Source organism: Ruegeria sp. CDSB136, assembly GCF_059610965.1.
On the sequence record NZ_JBXWOP010000010.1, the window covers coordinates 137547 to 154115 of the forward strand.

Annotated in this window: 14 protein-coding genes; 1 reads left to right on the plus strand and 13 read right to left on the minus strand. The window is 61.7% G+C overall.

Annotated features, from left to right (window positions below; all coding sequences use genetic code 11):
* Positions 1 to 47: 47 nt before the first annotated feature.
* The 4 genes from murC to AC2FIR_RS12645 form a co-directional block, all read right to left on the minus strand.
* Complete coding sequence (murC, locus tag AC2FIR_RS12630) at positions 48 to 1457, minus strand: UDP-N-acetylmuramate--L-alanine ligase (RefSeq protein ID WP_170677940.1); 1410 nt, start codon at positions 1455 to 1457, stop codon at positions 48 to 50.
* A complete protein-coding gene (locus AC2FIR_RS12635; protein WP_170677942.1) occupies positions 1454 to 2551 on the minus strand; it encodes a UDP-N-acetylglucosamine--N-acetylmuramyl-(pentapeptide) pyrophosphoryl-undecaprenol N-acetylglucosamine transferase in 1098 nt (365 codons plus the stop codon). Before AC2FIR_RS12635 ends, murC begins: the two co-directional genes overlap by 4 nt.
* Positions 2551 to 3714 carry a putative lipid II flippase FtsW gene (ftsW, locus tag AC2FIR_RS12640; RefSeq protein ID WP_170677944.1) on the minus strand — a complete coding sequence of 388 codons (1164 nt, stop codon included), beginning with the start codon at positions 3712 to 3714 and terminating at the stop codon, positions 2551 to 2553. The genes AC2FIR_RS12635 and ftsW overlap by 1 nt, the downstream gene beginning before the upstream one ends.
* 165 nt (positions 3715 to 3879) lie before the next feature.
* Positions 3880 to 4932, minus strand: coding sequence for a Hint domain-containing protein (locus tag AC2FIR_RS12645; protein WP_496746054.1), 1053 nt, complete (start codon positions 4930 to 4932; stop codon positions 3880 to 3882).
* 235 nt (positions 4933 to 5167) lie between these two features.
* Between AC2FIR_RS12645 and AC2FIR_RS12650 the strand changes: the two genes are divergently transcribed.
* The gene (locus AC2FIR_RS12650) at positions 5168 to 6346 is read left to right on the plus strand and encodes a BaiN/RdsA family NAD(P)/FAD-dependent oxidoreductase (protein ID WP_496746177.1); all 1179 of its coding nucleotides are present in this window, start codon (positions 5168 to 5170) and stop codon (positions 6344 to 6346) included.
* Here the strand turns inward: AC2FIR_RS12650 and AC2FIR_RS12655 are convergent.
* The 9 genes from AC2FIR_RS12655 to mraZ form a co-directional block, all read right to left on the minus strand.
* The gene (locus AC2FIR_RS12655) at positions 6343 to 6717 is read right to left on the minus strand and encodes a glycine zipper family protein (RefSeq protein WP_496746052.1); all 375 of its coding nucleotides are present in this window, start codon (positions 6715 to 6717) and stop codon (positions 6343 to 6345) included. The genes AC2FIR_RS12650 and AC2FIR_RS12655 overlap by 4 nt on opposite strands.
* A 106-nt stretch (positions 6718 to 6823) precedes the next feature.
* Entirely contained in the window at positions 6824 to 8221 is a 1398-nt protein-coding gene (gene murD / locus AC2FIR_RS12660) for a UDP-N-acetylmuramoyl-L-alanine--D-glutamate ligase (protein WP_480441397.1), read from the minus strand.
* Positions 8222 to 8371: 150 nt separating this feature from the next.
* On the minus strand, positions 8372 to 9454 hold the full coding sequence (mraY, locus tag AC2FIR_RS12665; RefSeq protein WP_170615220.1) for a phospho-N-acetylmuramoyl-pentapeptide-transferase: 1083 nt from the start codon (positions 9452 to 9454) through the stop codon (positions 8372 to 8374).
* 40 nt (positions 9455 to 9494) lie between these two features.
* Entirely contained in the window at positions 9495 to 10889 is a 1395-nt protein-coding gene (locus AC2FIR_RS12670) for a UDP-N-acetylmuramoyl-tripeptide--D-alanyl-D-alanine ligase (RefSeq protein ID WP_496746050.1), read from the minus strand.
* Positions 10886 to 12367 (minus strand): UDP-N-acetylmuramoyl-L-alanyl-D-glutamate--2,6-diaminopimelate ligase, encoded by a 1482-nt coding sequence (locus AC2FIR_RS12675; protein ID WP_496746048.1) that lies wholly within the window; start codon positions 12365 to 12367, stop codon positions 10886 to 10888. Before AC2FIR_RS12675 ends, AC2FIR_RS12670 begins: the two co-directional genes overlap by 4 nt.
* A gap of 22 nt (positions 12368 to 12389) precedes the next feature.
* Positions 12390 to 14177: a peptidoglycan D,D-transpeptidase FtsI family protein gene (locus AC2FIR_RS12680; protein WP_480908050.1), complete on the minus strand. Its 1788-nt coding sequence runs from the start codon at positions 14175 to 14177 to the stop codon at positions 12390 to 12392.
* Positions 14174 to 14542, minus strand: coding sequence for a cell division protein FtsL (ftsL, locus tag AC2FIR_RS12685; protein ID WP_170615212.1), 369 nt, complete (start codon positions 14540 to 14542; stop codon positions 14174 to 14176). The genes AC2FIR_RS12680 and ftsL overlap by 4 nt, the downstream gene beginning before the upstream one ends.
* The gene (rsmH, locus tag AC2FIR_RS12690) at positions 14539 to 15531 is read right to left on the minus strand and encodes a 16S rRNA (cytosine(1402)-N(4))-methyltransferase RsmH (protein WP_496746045.1); all 993 of its coding nucleotides are present in this window, start codon (positions 15529 to 15531) and stop codon (positions 14539 to 14541) included. The genes ftsL and rsmH overlap by 4 nt, the downstream gene beginning before the upstream one ends.
* Before the next feature lie 4 nt (positions 15532 to 15535).
* A complete protein-coding gene (mraZ, locus tag AC2FIR_RS12695) occupies positions 15536 to 16039 on the minus strand; it encodes a division/cell wall cluster transcriptional repressor MraZ (RefSeq protein WP_170677960.1) in 504 nt (167 codons plus the stop codon).
* Positions 16040 to 16569 lie beyond the last annotated feature (530 nt).

A 16569-nucleotide genomic window follows, 5' to 3' on the forward strand; every position in this document is an offset into this window, starting at 1 on the left:
CCGCAGCATATCATACATTTGGGTTGTGCGCCAAATGAGCGCGAGGGTCAAACAGCTTGTTTTCGCTGCAATCTTTCGGGCAATCCATTGGCCCAGGCGCTGATTGTACCGGCACCGAGGCAGACGACCATGTCGCCTGGACGGGCCTGTTCCCGGACAAGGCGCTCCAGATCGTCCTCGCTCAGGATCGCGCGGGAATGGCGGTGGCCATGGCGGATCAGACCTTGCACCAGAGCATCGCGCGAGGCGCCTTCAATCGGGTCTTCCCCGGCCGCGAACACCTCTGCGATGGCGACCACGTCGGCGTCGTTGAAGCAGGTGCAGAAGTCATCGAACAGGTTCGACAGGCGGGAATAACGGTGCGGCTGGTGCACGGCGATGACGCGGCCGTCGGTGGCCTGACGGGCCGCCTTTAGCACGGCAGCGATTTCAACCGGGTGGTGGCCGTAGTCGTCGATGATGGTGACACCGTCGACTTCCCCGACCTTGGTGAAGCGGCGATTGACGCCGCCGAAATTCGCCAGCGCCTCGCGGATTTCCGACGCCTTCATACCCAGATGACGGGCGACGGCCACGGCGGACAAGGCGTTCGAGACGTTGTGGTCGCCCGGCATCGGCAGGGTGCAACCTTCGATCACTTTGTCTTCGTATTGCAGGTGGATGTCGAAATGCGCCACACCGCCCTTGTAGGTCAGGTTCACTGCCCGCACATCCGCCTGCGCGTTGAAACCGTAAGTGCGGACGCGGCGATCGGTGATGCGGCCCACCAGCGCCTGCACTTCGGCATGGTCCGTGCAGCAAACAGCCAGACCGTAGAACGGCAGATTCGTGACGAATTCATAGAACCCGTCGCGCAGGGTGTCGAAATCGCCCCAATGCTCCATATGCTCGGGGTCGATATTGGTGACGATAGCGATAGTTGCAGGCAGTCGGTTGAACGAGCCGTCGGATTCGTCGGCCTCGACCACCATCCATTCGCCCTGCCCCATGCGCGCGTTGGAGCCATAGGCGTGGATGATGCCGCCATTGATGACGGTCGGGTCGAAATCGCCCGCCACCATAAGCTCGGCCATCATGGTGGTCGTGGTGGTCTTGCCGTGGGTTCCGGCGATGGCGATGTTGGATTTCAGGCGCATAAGCTCGGCCAGCATGTCGGCGCGGCGGACAACCGGCAGGCCTTGCGCACGGGCTTCGTCCAGTTCGGGATTGCCCGGCTTGATCGCGGTCGAGACAACGACAACAGCGGCGTTCTTCAGGTTCTCGGCGCGCTGCCCCACGAATATCTCGGCCCCCAGACTAGCCAGACGATCCGTGATTTTGGAAGCTTTCAGGTCGGAGCCCTGCACCCGGTAGCCAAGGTTCAGCAACACCTCGGCGATGCCTGACATCCCGATCCCTCCGATCCCGACGAAATGGATCGGGCCTACGTCCTGCGGCAGTTTGGTTGCTGGGGTCATGCGGTCTCCTTCTGCGCCAGATGTTCGACAAGGGCTGTCAGTCGCTCGGTTGCGTCCGGCGCCCCCGCGGACAAGGCGGCACGGGCCATTTTCTGTGCGGCTTCGGGCTTGGTCAGAACCGTGGTGATTTGCTGTGTCAGCGAGGCAACGTCAAGTGCATTTTCGGGGATCATGATCGCCCCACCCGCCTGAACCAGTCCGCGCGCATTGGCGGTCTGGTGGTCCCCTGCCGCGGCAGCAAAGGGGATCAGGATCGAGGGGCGGCCGATCACTGAGATATCGGCGACACTGGATGCGCCCGAACGGCTGATGACCAGTTGGGCATCTGACATGCGGCGGGGCACATCGTCGAAAAAGGGCCGAACATCGGCGCGAATGCCGTGGTCGCTGTAGAACGCGGTGACCCGTTCGCCATCTTCGTCGCGCGCCTGATGAGAGACGCGGATATGGTTGCGGATATCTTCGGGCAGTTCGGCGATGGCTCCGGGCACCATATCGCTTAGGATGCGTGCGCCCTGCGAGCCACCCATCACCAGGATCGACATCGGGTAATCACCCGGCGGGATATACCCTGCGGCGGCCCGATCCAGAACAGCAGCGCGAACCGGGTTGCCGGTATGGATGCCATGTGCACCTTCGGGCAGATCTGTGGGCCAGACGCCGCAGGCCACTTGTGCAACACGGGTGGCGAACAATTGGTTCACACGGCCCAGTACCCCGTTCTGTTCATGGATCATGCGGGGGATTTTCAGCATCGTCGCCGCACCCAACGCCGGAATCGAAGGATAGCCGCCAAAGCCCACGACCACATCCGGGCGGTCGCGCATCATCTGAAACGCCATCCCCGTCACACCGGCGGCGATCCGGGGCCCGACCATCGCCTTGGCCGCCAAGCCACCACGTGCGAAAGTGGCCGAAGATGCCTCGACAATCTCGGTCGCGTCGGGGAAGGCCCCGGTGTACCGGGCGCCACGGGCATCGGTGGACAGGCGCACGCGCCATCCTTTTTGCAGCATCGCCTCGGCCAGCGCCTGTGCCGGGAACATGTGGCCCCCGGTGCCGCCCGCCGCAATCAGAAGGTAGGGTTTGCTCATCAACCTCGTCCGCGCAGAATATCACCCAGTTCGCCCTGTGGGCGGGTGCGGGTAAACGCCAAAAGCATGCCGACCGCAATGCCGCCTGCAATCAGCGATGAGCCGCCGTAGCTGACGAACGGCAGCGTCATGCCCTTGGCGGGCAACAAGCGCACGGCAACGCCCATGTTGATCATCGCCTGAACACCGAACATGCAGGCCAGACCGGTTCCGGCCAGACGGATGAACATGTCTCGTTCGCGCATCAGGCGCAGCAGCGACCGCACGACGATCAGCGAGTATAGCGCGATGATGATCAGCACCAGGATCAGGCCGTACTCCTCGGCCGCCACGGCGATGATGAAATCCGTATGCGCGTCGGGCAGCGACCATTTCACCTGCCCTTCACCGACGCCGACACCGAACAGCCCACCCTCGCGGATGGCGTTGGTGGCATAGCCCAACTGGGTGGTCGGATCGACCTCCTGGTTGAGGAAACCGTCAATACGGCGGGCGAAGTGTTCCGAGTTCGAATAGGCGAACATGCCGCCCAGAACCACAAATGCAGCCATGCCGACCAGCAACAGCATCGGTGCGCCTGCCACAAAGTACATAACACCCCAACCAAACAGGATCAGGCACGCCTGCCCGAAATCGGGTTGCATCACCAGCATTCCGACAATGGCCGTGCACAGCGCGAAAGACCACAACCGTCCCGGCGGGCCGTTGATTTCCTGTGATGCGGCTAGAAGCCAAGCCGCCACGACTACAAAGCCAGGTTTCAGAAACTCGGACGGCTGCAGCGAGGCAAACCCCAGCGAATACCAGCGCACCGCGCCTTTGCCGAAATCGGTGCCGAAGACGGGCAGAAAGGCCAGAGCCACAAATGAAGCCAGAAAACCCAGCACCGCCAGACGTCGCACCAATGTCGGCGACATCATCGAGGTCAGCAGCATTGCGATCAACGCCAATCCGCCGAAAAACGCCTGACGTTCGACATAGTGGAACGGGTCGAACCCGTTGCGCCCCGCCAGTGGCGGTGATGAGGCAAGCCCCAGCAAAAGCCCGATGACAAACAGGATCAGAACGCAGGACATCGTCCAGCGATCAATCGTGCGCCACCACTTTGGTAGAATCGGTTCGCCGCGCTGGTCCTGGACCGCGCCATACACCATCTCAGTCATGAGATACCGCCACTTTCTGCCTCGTTCACGTCCCGTTTTCGGGATCTGATTGAGAGTCTAACGCGATTTTTGCGTTTGGGCCAGTGGAATGAGGGCGGTCAGCGGAATTCCCATCGCGAGAATGCCAGGGGCTCCGTGCCCCCAAGACTGTGGTGCGGGTGGAACTCAGGCCTCAGAAACCAGCGGCTTGCTGTTTTTCAGATGCCGCTGGACCAGTGTCCGCGTTTGCCCTCCGGTCCGAGGGATGAGCCGCGCCATTTCGGGCGCATAGGTTTCGGACATGATCTCGGGAAACAGTTCTGCGATTTCGGCGGTGGCCTCTTCACCTATGCTTTTGAGTGCCTGTGGTCCGGTGAACAGGCTTTCCGACGGCGCCCCTTCGGCAAAAATCACCTCATGCCGATCAAACAGCATGTGAAAATACGTCACCTGCTGGTCGTCTTCTTCGATGGAAATACCAGGCATCCCAACCAGCTCGCGCGCAGGCACCAGAACCTCGGGCTTGGAAAACATTCTGGCCGCGATCGGGGATCGGACCAGCATCCGATGCTGCCTGGACACTCGCAGGTCGTCTTTGGGCAGACCATTCCCAAGCGCACCCCTGGCGATCCGAACCGGCCGCAGCTTTGGCTTGACCCTCAGATCGATGCTGTCCAGTTCGCGCGAACCGATCCAGCGGATTATCTGGGGCCCATTGTCCAGGGTCGTGACCACATCGCCCGGATTCAAGGTCTCGATCCGGCGTGGACCATCAGGCGTCTGGATGCTTGTCCCCTCCACAAAGCAAGGGACAACAGTGTCGACATCGATGTCCGGGCCATTGTCGATAATGGCGGTGATGGTCAGTGTCGTGTTCAGGGGCGGAATGGTCCCGCCGATGAAGCCCAGAAAATACCCGTCCTCGCTGTCGACCCCGATCGAATTTCCATCCCCGTCGAGGTCATAGTCGAAAAGGCCGATCTGGTAGGTATTCGTGCCGTCCGTCACCGAAACGGTGAAATCCCAGAAAATGATCTCTCCGTTCAGGGTCTGGGTCGGGTCGTTGCCGGTCTCGTTTGAGATGTTGTCGCCATCGATAATCGTGGCGTCTGCGCCGTCCTGGATCGTGATCTGGCTGTAGGCCGATATCTGGAACGTGGATCCCACGACACTGGATGAAGCCCCTGCATCGGACAATGTGCTGTCAGACCGAAAGGCACCATATACGTTCGTGGGCATGCGGCCCCTCCACCAAATTTATTAACGCAGACAAATAGTCACTTTACCGAAGAATTCGTAGGATTTGAGGCTCGTGCAGGTCAAGTGCCGCCGCGGGAAAACTTCGAAGTTGTGACCGGCAGGCAAGTCCTCGTCGTGCCGCCCACCTGTTGGAAAGGCCGAAACCAAAGAAAATGGGGCGTTGGAAAACATCTCGCCCTTGCGGTTGCGGGAAAACCGGGCCATGCGCTTGCACATGACCTTTGACACGATCATCCTTGGTGCCGGAGCCGCCGGCATGATGTGCGCTGCCCACTGTGGCGGGCGTGTTCTCGTGGTCGATCATGCCAAGGCGCCCGGTGAGAAAATCCGCATCTCGGGTGGTGGGCGCTGCAACTTTACCAACATGTATGCCGGGCCGCAGAACTTCCTGTCGCGAAACCCCCATTTCTGCAAATCGGCGCTGGCGCGATATACGCAGTGGGATTTTATCGATCTGGTAAACCGCCACGGCATCGCCTGGCATGAAAAAACTCTGGGTCAGCTGTTCTGCGACGGGTCGTCAAAGCAGATCATTCAGATGCTGCTGGACGAGATGCAGCGTGCGGGGGCCGAACTTTGGATCCGAACCGAACTGAAGGACCTGCGCAAGGCCGAAGGCGGCTTTGCACTGGATGTCGAGCGTGAAGGTAAACGCCTGAGCCTGACCTGCGCCAATCTGGTGCTGGCCACGGGTGGCAAGTCGATCCCCAAGATGGGTGCGACCGGGCTGGCCTATGACCTTGCCCGGCAGTTCGGGCTAAGGCTGACGGAAACGCAGGCGGCGCTGGTGCCTTTTACCTTTTCGGACGGCAAGTTCCGGGACCTGTCTGGCGTGTCCCTGCCCGCACGGTTGTCAAACGCGCGGACCAGTTTTGACGAGGCGCTGTTGTTCACCCATCGCGGCCTCAGCGGACCATCGGTGCTGCAATTGTCGTCCTATTGGCGCGAAGATGAGACGATCAGAGTGAACCTGATCCCGGATCTGCCACTGTTCGACATGCTGCGGGACCAGCGGCAAAGCGGTGGCCGCAAGGCTCTGACCACGGAGCTGGCGCGCCACCTTCCCGCGCGATTGGTGGATTACCTGAAACAGTACATCCCGATGCAGGGCAATCTGGCGGATCAGTCCGATGCCGCGCTGAACGACCTGATCGCGTCCCTGTCCGACTGGCAACTGACGCCTTCCGGCACGGAAGGCTATCGCACTGCCGAGGTCACGCTGGGCGGAATTGACACCGACGACCTGTCGTCCAGAACGATGGAGGCCAGGGATGTCCCCGGCCTCTATGCGATTGGCGAAGCGGTGGATGTCACCGGCTGGCTGGGCGGTTACAACTTCCAATGGGCGTGGTCTTCGGGCTACGCCGCCGGAACTGCAATCGCGGGGCGTTAGCCGACGACGTTGTACCCGCGTCCGCGCATGCAGTTGCGCACGATAACTTCCTTGTTCTGGTTTTTCGCGATGACATCCGCGCCCGCACCGATCACCGCGCCGGCGGCGGCGGCCCTGCCCAGGTTGGAACTGCTGTCCTGAATGATGGCGGTCGTGGCGGCAGCACCCGCTGCGCCGATCGCCGCGTTGCCGGCGGTCGAGCCGTCAACGCTGGCCTGCGACGCCGCCAGCTGCTGGCATTGCGCCAGATCCGAATTGTAGTTCGGACCCACAGGGCCATCGATGACCGGTTGGTAATTGGCACCGGAGTTGGCGCAGCCCCCCACCAGAACAAGGGCGGGAACGACCAGAAGTGACTTGCGATTGAACATTTTCGTGACCTCGTATTGATTTACCCGCAGGTAATACCGCCGGGGACAGTCTTCAAGCAGGCAGGGTCCAAGCCTGCCCGAACCGGCGGTCTATTGCAAACGCGGCTCAGTCCAGCCGTAGGCGCACCTGCGCGGTGAAGTCATCTCCGCGCTGCTCGAAATTGTCGTACTGGTCGAAACTGGCCGCTGCCGGAGCCAGCAATACCGTTTCACCCGGCTGCGCGTCCTGCATCGCGCGCTCGACCGCCATGGCCATCGTGGTGCAGATTTCGGTCTCGACCTCAAGCTGCATGGCGAATCCTGCGGCCTCGCGCCCGATCACGTAGGCTTTGCGGACCTGGTCCTTCACCTCGTTCAGGCCGGACAGGCCGCCGTCCTTTTCCAGCCCCCCACAGATCCAGCGGATGTTGCGGAACGCGCTCAGCGCCTTTACCGCGCTGTCCACATTGGTCGCCTTGGAATCGTTCACATAGGTCACATCGTTTGCTTCGGCGATGATCTGGCTGCGATGCGGCAGGCCGGGATAGCTGTGCAGGGCCTGCTCGATCATTTTTGGCGCAAGCCCCACTGACCGGCAGGCAGCATATGCGGCGCAGGCGTTCTGGTGGTTATGCGCCCCTGGCAGTCCCTTGATCCCACGCAGGTCGATTGATCCGGCCTGGCGCCCCTTGCGGTACTCCGAAAGAAACCCCTTGCGGGCAAAAACCTGCCAGCCCGGCCCGGTCAGCTTGCGCGCAACCGATACCCGGATGACGCGGTCGTCGGCAGGGCCTTCGGACATCTGACCGGCCAGAAACGCGCCTTCGGCCTCATCCACGCCGATGACCGCGCGATCCGGTCCGCCTTCGGCAAACAGGCGACGCTTGGCGGCGAAATACCCGCCCATGCCGCCATGGCGGTCCAGATGGTCGGGCGAGAGGTTGGTGAACACAGCCACATCCGGCGTCAGCGCACGGGCAAGTTCGGTCTGATAGCTGGAAAGCTCAAGCACCACGACCGAACCATCACCGCCGGGATCAATATCCAGCACTCCGCGTCCGATATTCCCGGCCAGCTGCGCCTCGCGTCCGGCCTCGGTCAGGATGTGGTGAATCAGTGCTGCGGTGGTGGATTTGCCGTTCGACCCGGTTACGGCGATCACACGTGGCGGGGTGTCAAAGTTGTTCCATGTCTGATCCGCGAATGACCGGAAGAACAGGCCGATATCGTTGTCGACCGGCACACCGGCCTCAAGCGCGGCCGCCACGACCGGGTTGGGTTCGGGATAGAGATGCGGAATGCCGGGGGAGACGATCAGAGTGGCGATGTCATCGAAGGCCCCATGACGCCGCAGATCGGCACAGGTGAACCCTTCGCCTGACGCTATGTCACGCGCCGTCGGGTTGTCATCCCAGCAGATCGCATCGGCCCCACCCGCCCGCAGCGCACGCGCCGTGGTCAGACCGGACCGGCCCAGCCCCAGAACCGCAACTTTCTGCCCTGAACACCCTTTGACCGGGATCATGCCGCCACCCTTCCTACGACCTTCGATTGGCCGCCACACTGCGCAGAAGACCTGACCGAAGGCAAGGGTCCGGAAAGGCTCGCGCGGCAGCGCGAGCCGGGCCCAACAGGTGGCAGGCGGACCGCAGGTCCGCCGAACCTGGCGGGAGCGTTAGCGGACCTTGAGCGTCGCCAGACCGATCATCGCCAGGATCAGCGAGATGATCCAGAAGCGGATGACGATGGTGGGTTCCGCCCAGCCCTTTTTCTCGTAATGGTGATGGATCGGCGCCATCAGGAACACGCGGCGGCCTGTGCGTTTGAAATACAGCACCTGAATGATCACGCTCAGCGCCTCGACCACGAACAGCCCGCCGACAACGGCCAGTACCAGCTCGTGTTTGGTGGCCACGGCAATTGCGCCCAGCGCCCCGCCCAAGGCCAGGGATCCGGTGTCACCCATGAACACGGCGGCAGGCGGTGCGTTGTACCACAGGAACCCAAGCCCCGCCCCAAAGAGCGCCGAGGTGAAGATGAAAATCTCACCTGTGCCTGGCACGTAATGCACATCCAGATACTCGGTGAAGTCGACCCGCCCCACTGCGTAGGCGATGATGCCCAGCGTCGAAGCCGCAATCATCGCGGGCATGATCGCCAGACCGTCCAGACCATCGGTCAGGTTCACCGCATTGGCGGCCCCGACAATCACCACGATCGAGAAGGGAATATAAAAGATGCCCAGATTGATCAGCGTGTCCTTGAAGATCGGCAATGCCAGCTGGCTTTGCAGCATTTCGGGGTGATTCAACGTCGCCCAAAGCGCCGCCAGGGCTGCAATGATGATGCCCAGCGCCATGCGCATTCGGCCGGACACGCCTTGTGTGTTCTGCTTGGACACTTTGGCATAATCGTCGGCAAAGCCTATGGCCGCATAAGCCAGGGTTACGAACAGTACCATCCAGACATACGGGTTATCCCATCGCGCCCAGATCAGCGTCGATGTCACCAGCGCCCCAACGATCAGCAACCCACCCATCGTGGGCGTTCCGGCCTTGGAAAAATGCCCCTCTGGGCCATCATCGCGGATCGGCTGACCTTTGCCCTGCTTGCGGCGCAGCACGTTGATCAGCGGTTTGCCGAACAGGAAGCCGAAGATCAGCGCCGTCATGAAGGCACCGCCCGCACGGAAAGTGATATACCGGAAGAGGTTCCAGAAATCTCCTCCGTCCGACAGGCCGGTCAGCCAATACAACATAGCGATACCTTTCTCACGCGGTGGTCACGGGGGCAAACGCTCATGACCCGGGCGCGCCCACTTGCCCCATTTTGCGCAAACCGTCAACAATACGGGCCAGCGCCATGCTCAGCGAGCCCTTGGCTAGAACGGTGTCTCCATCCCGGACCAGTTCCGGCAGGCGGTCGGCCATCTCGGCGCTGGTCTCAAACCACAATCCCCGTTTTTCTGCGGGCAACGCCTGATGCAACGACTGCATCAGTGGGCCGATACAATGGACCTGATCGATCTCGCCCATGGCCAACAGGTCAGCCATACCGGCGTGCATGGCGATTTCCTGCGCGCCCAACTCCTTCATATCGCCCAGAAATGCGATCCGGCGGGAGCCGCGCGACGCGGCCAGTACATTCAGCGCCGCCTCCATCGAGGTGGGGTTGGCGTTATAGCTGTCGTCGAGCAGTTCGATTTTGCCGCCTTCTGCCAATGTGACGTGCTCGCGCACACCACGCCCTTTGACCGGCGACCATTGCCCCAGTCCAGCGATCGCCTGATCAAGGTCCACGCCAATTTCGACACAAGCTGCCAATGCGCCCAATGCGTTCATGGCAAAATGCAGACCAGCGGACCTGACGCCAAAACGGATCGTTTTGCCGCCCACCATTGCCGCCGCGGAAACCGAATCGACCTCCTGTGCCGCACCTTCCAGAACGAAATCCTGCGCCTCGCGGCCAAACTCGACCGTTTTCAGGCCGAGCTTCTGCGCACATTCCCGCAGGATGTGCGCGTGTTCGATGTCCGCATTGACGATGGCTGCGCCGCCTTCGGTCAGTCCCTCAAAAATCGCAGCCTTTTCCCGGGCGATAGCAGCTACCGACTCGAAGGCTTCGAGGTGAACCGCCGCCACAGTCGTCACCAGCGCCACATGTGGCTTCGCCTGCCGCGCCAGCGGTGCAATCTCGCCCGGGTGGTTCATGCCGATCTCGATCACCGCGAATTCGGTGTCGCGCGGCATCCGGGCCAGCGTCAACGGCACTCCCCAGTGGTTGTTGTAACTGGCGACGCTGGCATGGGTCCTGCCTTGCGTTTCCAGAATCGTAGCAAGCATTTCCTTGGTCGAGGTCTTGCCGACACTGCCGGTCACGCCGACAATTTTCGCGTTTGTCCGGGCGCGTGCGGCCTGCCCCAGCGCTTCGAGCCCCGCCTGAACATCGTCGACGATCAGCAACGGCGCGTCGTCTGGCACGCCATCCGGAATACGCGAGACCAGCGCTGCGCCTGCGCCCTTCTCAAGCGCCTGCGCCACAAAGTCGTGCCCGTCACGCGCGGCCTTCAGTGCGACAAACAGATCGCCCGGCTGGATGGTGCGGGTGTCGATGGACACGCCGTTTGCTTCCCAGTCAGAGGTCGCACGCCCGCCGGTTGCCGCGGCAGCCTCAGCCGCTGTCCAGAGCGTCATGCCACCCTCCCGTCCAGTGCGGCCACGGCGATACTGGCCTGTTCCGCATCGTCGAACGGCAAAACCTGATCGCCGACAATCTGGCCCGTCTCGTGCCCTTTGCCCGCAATCAGCAGTGCGTCACCCGGTTGCAGCGCGTCGATGCCACGCAGGATGGCTTCGGCGCGGTCACCCACTTCGGTGGCTTCCGGCGCGCCATCCATGACGGCGGCACGGATGGTGGCCGGATCTTCGCTGCGCGGATTGTCGTCGGTGACAAAGACGATGTCAGCGTGATCAGCCGCAGCCCTGCCCATCAGCGGGCGCTTGGTGGCATCCCGGTCCCCGCCCGCGCCGACGATGGCGATCAGGCGACCCATGACATGCGGGCGCATCGCTTTCAGCGCCGTGGCGACCGCGTCAGGCGTGTGGGCGTAATCGACAAAGACCGCAGCCCCGTTTTCGCGGGTTGCGGCAAGCTGCATCCGCCCGCGAACCGTTGTTAGGTACGGCAGGGTTTCGAACACACGCTCGGGTTCATCCCCGGCCGCGATGACCAGCCCGGCGGCCAGCAGTACGTTTTCGGCCTGAAACCCCCCGATCAGGTTCAGGCGGGTCAGATGCGTTTTGCCCTGCCACGAAAACCGCAAATCCTGCCCGGTCGCGTCAAAGCGCTGGTTCATCAGGCAAAGGTCCGCATCGCCGAGCCCGACTGTCAGGACCGTCTGACCGCGCTGTTCGGCAATTCGGCGCACCTGGGCGCCCTTGGGATCGCTCAGATTGACGACGGCCGTTCCATCCTGCGGAAGAACCCGGTCGAACAGGCCCATTTTGGCGGCAAAATACGCCTCGAACGTTTCGTGGTAATCCAGATGATCCTGCGTGAAGTTCGAGAATCCGGCGGCCGCCAGGTGCACACCGTCCAGGCGGCGCTGCTCGAGCCCGTGCGAGGACGCCTCCATCGCGGCGTGGGTCACGCCATCTCCCGCTGCCGCCGCCAGACAGCGATGCAAGGTGATAGGTTCCGGCGTGGTGTGGGCCAGCGGCGCAGTCCATGCGCCTTCGACACCGGTGGTGCCGAGGTTCACGGCGGCGTGGCCAAGCTCGGTCCAGATCTGGCGGACAAACGTGGCAACCGAGGTTTTGCCGTTGGTCCCGGTGACGGCCACGATGGTTTGCGGCTGCGCGCCGAACCACAAGGCTGCCGCGCCTGCCAGCGCCTGACGCGGATCTTCGACAACAATCAGAGCCGCGTCCGATGCAGCCAGTTCGCTGGACGCGATCTCCGCGCCTCTGGCATCGGTCAGTATGGCGGCGGCTCCCATGCGCAGGGCGAACTGGATGAATTCGCCCCCATGAACGCGTGTCCCGGGAAGAGCTGCGAAGAGAAAGCCGTCTTTGACCTCGCGGCTGTCAACCGCCAGACCGGTGATGTCGGGATTCGCGCCGCCCCGCGCGGTCAGGGCCAGTTGGCTTAGTTTCTTTGACCTTGCGCCCATGACCCACCTCTTGTCCGACGGCCTAGTTCGAGGTCAGCGTTATAGCAGCGCGCGCCTCAGGCTCAAGCCGGGGTCTGAGGCCCAGCAAGGGTGCGACCCGGCCGATCAGTTCTGCAGCCACCGGAACGGCCGTCCAGCCTGCCGTGCGGCGTTTTTCGCCATAGGCCACGATCGACGGCTCATCAAGCGTGACGATCAGAACGTATTTCGGGTCGTAGGCCGGGAAGATCGTCGCAAAGGTGGCGATGACCTTGTCGTCATAGTAGCCCCCGCGAGGTTTTGGCTTGTCGGCGGTGCCGGTTTTGCCCGCGACATCATAGCCTGCAACTTCACCAAAGCTGGCGGTCCCGTCCGTCACGACCTTGCGCAACATTTTCTGGGCCTGCTGCGCCGCATTTTCCGACAGCACACGGGGCCCGTATTGCGGACCGTTCTTTCGCAGGATCGTGGGGCTGACATAGTGGCCGCCATTGGCGATCGACGCATACCCGGCCGCCAGATGCATGGGGCTGGTCGACAGGCCATGTCCGTATGAGATGGTCACGGTGCTCAATTCGCCCCATTTCTTGGGTTTCAGGGGCGCGCCACCTGCGGCCTCGACAATTTCGAACGGGGTGGGTTCGAACATGCCCAGCGATTCAAGGAAATCCTGTTGCCGCTGTGCGCCAATTTGCAGGGCCAGACGCCCGGTGCCCCGGTTCGAACTGTGGACGATCACGTCCGCCACGCTGATCTTGCCGTAGTTCTTGCCGTTGAATTCACCAATCGGAAAGCGCCCGATCTTCATCGGACCCGAGGTGTCGATGATGGTGTTTGAATTCACCAGCCCAAGCTGTACTGCCTGCGCGGCGGTGAATATCTTGAAGACCGATCCCAGTTCGTAGACGCCCTGAACATAACGGTTGAACAGCGGGCTGTCCGAGGGATCAAACCCCGAAGTCGGCGGGCGCGGACGGTCATTGGGATCAAAGGACGGCAGGGAGGCCGCCGAAATCACCTCGCCCGTGTGGGCATTCATCAGAACAGCCGAAGCACCTTTGGCATTCATGATCTTCATGCCACCGTAAAGCACCTGTTCGACCGCGGCCTGAACGGTCAGGTCCAGCGACAGTTGCAGCGGCTTGTTTCCGTTGGCCGGATCGCGCAGATACTCGTCAAACTGTTTTTCGACACCGGCAACGCCAATCACCTCAGCCGCGCTGACGCCTTCGCGACCAAACCCCGACCCACCGAGGATATGCGCGGCCAGCCTGCCGTTCGGATACAACCGCATCTCGCGCGGGCCGAACAGGATGCCGGGGTCGCCGATGTCATGCACCGCCTGCTTTTGCTCGGGTGAGATACGTTTCTTGATCCACAGAAACTTGCGGTTGCCGGTGAAATCCTTGACCAGACGATCCTTGTCGAGATCGGGGAAGATGGCCACAAGCTGATCGGCGGCGGCAACCGGGTCGATCATCAGCGGGGGCTGGGCATAGACCGAATAAGTGTCCAGATTGGTCGCCAGAATGCGCCCGTCGCGGTCGACAATATTGGCGCGCTGCATGGCGATGGCCGCACCGGGGGCGCTGGCCAGTGGCTCCTGCGCTTCGGACGTGGCAAGCATTCCCATCCGCACGCCAACGACCGAAAAAGCGCAAAAGAAGAACAGGCCAAGCACCAGAAGACGCCCTTCGGCACGGGCGCGGGCGCGGTCTTTCATGCTCTCGTGACGTTGGCGAATGTTCTCGCGCTCGATGGCCTTGGGGTTTTCGCCCCGGGCGCGGGCGTCAAGGATGCGCGCCAGTGGGCGCAGAGGCGTGCGGGTCATGGAAACTGTACCTCGCCCAGCGCCTGAATGCTTGTGATGGCCTGCAGTTCGATCGGATCAACGATCGGCAGGTCGGGGTCTTCGGCATAGGCGATCTGGTCGGCGCGCCCGAACTGCTCGGCCCGCAGCGGCAGCAGACCAAGCCGTTCAAAGTTCAAATCCGCCAGTTCGCGCAGCCGGTCAGGTCGGTTCAGATAGGCCCATTCGGCGTTCAGCACGGCCAGCCGAACCTGCGCCATGCCAATTTCACGTTGCAGACCCTGCGTTTCCTTCAGCACCTGCTGGGTGCGGTAATTCTCCTGATAGGCCCACAACGCCAGTCCGAACACGGACAGAGCAGTCAACACATACAGAACACTCTTCATCTTGCCCTTCCCCCCAGTTGCGGCATGCCGATTGCACGGGCGTCAATTTCCCCTGCAGGCGCCTCGGTTCGCACAGCCACACGCAGCTTGGCCGAGCGTGCGCGCGGGTTTTCCTGCAATTCCTGATCATCCGGGCCGACGGCTTTGCGGGTTTTCAGGGTGAATTGCGGCTGTTCCTGTTCCATCTCGGGCGCATAGCGATTGGCGCGGCCCGTTTTCCCTGCGCGCGCCTGGAAGAACCGCTTGACCATCCGGTCCTCGATGGAATGGAACGTCACAACGGCCAGTTGCCCGCCCGGTTTCAGCGCGCGTTCGGCGGCCATGAGGCCCTGAAACAGTTCCTCGTATTCGGCGTTCACGGCAATGCGCAGCCCCTGAAAGCTGCGGGTCGCCGGGTGCGACTGCCCCGGTTTCGGGCGCGGCAGGCAGGATTCGATGATTTCAACCAGCCGCAGGGTCGTTGTGATAGGCGCATCCGTCCGCGCCCGTGCAATCGCTTTGGCGATGCGGCGGCTGGCGCGTTCTTCGCCATAGTGAAACAGGATGTCGGCCAGTTGCGCCTCGGTTGCGGTGTTCACCAGATCGGCTGCGCTTTCGCCATCCTGACTCATCCGCATGTCCAGTGGACCGTCCTTCATGAACGAAAATCCACGCTCGGCCTGATCCAGTTGCATGGACGAAACACCAAGATCCAGCACGACACCGTCCAGATCCTGAGCGTATTCATCCAGTTGCGAGAAAACGCCGCGCTGCATCACCAGTCGGTCGCCGTAGTCACCTGCCCATCCGGCTGCCATCTCAAAAGCCAGAGGATCGCGATCGACACCGATAACCTTGTCGGCGCCAGCCTCGAGCAGCGCACGCGTGTACCCGCCCGCACCAAAGGTTCCGTCCAGCCAAACGCCCGAGACGGGCGCAACGGCGGCCAGCAAAGGACGCAGCAAAACGGGGATATGGGGTTTGTCGGAAGGGGACCCGGCGCCGGCCATGCCGTTACGCGTCCCCGACGCCGTCTAGGAACTCCAGAGGATCGAAGTCCTCGGGCTGATCGTCCAGCCAGTCTTCGGCCGCGGCCAGTTCTTCGGTCTCGTAGGTTTCGGGCTTCCAGATCTGGAACGTGTCGCCGGCGGCGATAAAGAAGGCCTCGTTCTCAAGCCCGATCTTGTTGCGCAGCTTGGCCGGCAGGACCAGACGCCCGGTTTCGTCGACCGTTGTCGGGAAGGACTGGCCATGGAACATACGCTGCAGCATCTTGCGCTGCATCGACCCGCGCGGCAGTGCATTAATCTTTTCGTCGACCTCGTCGATCGCCTGCATTGTATAACATTCAAGGAACTTGCGGCGGTGATCCCCGTAGACAATCACCAATTCGGGGGTATCTCCAGGTTGCCAGTTGGGGTCCGAAGCCTCTAGCACACGGCGAAACGAGGCCGGGATCGAAACCCTGCCCTTCGTATCCACCTTGTGGTGGCTTTCACCTCTGAACCTGCGCGCCAAGACGACTGTCCCTTTCGCTTGCGCCCCACTTGATCTTTACGTTCCCCCCTGATGAAAAACGGCGGGTTGATCTGCTGCCACTGATCAACCCGCCGCATTCGCCCGCTGTGCGGGGATGTCCAGCTGCGCGCGCCACCTGGGGGGATGTCTGCTCGCCCGCGCGCCGGATCTGTTAAGTGATGAAAGCGAGATGCCTGTATGAAACCTGATTGTTTTTGGTCGGGGTCGTTTGGTGCCCCATCTGCCTCGTCCTCATCGGATGTATTAGGGATGACATGGGAAATCATGGAAATCAACAAGTTTTTTGAGCACTGACGTATTCCGGACGCAATCCACACGCGAAAAATCAACATAAACTTCACCAGTAGATACCATAAATAGACACTCTTGGTCGACTGAACACAACATATCCACGGAATTTGCTCAGCCCAAATTGTCCCATGATTTCCCAGGAAATTTGAAATTCTCCTACTTCGGTTGGCGAAAAATCGGTATTTTGCCGAACACCGCCTCGAATCAACCGTGTCGGA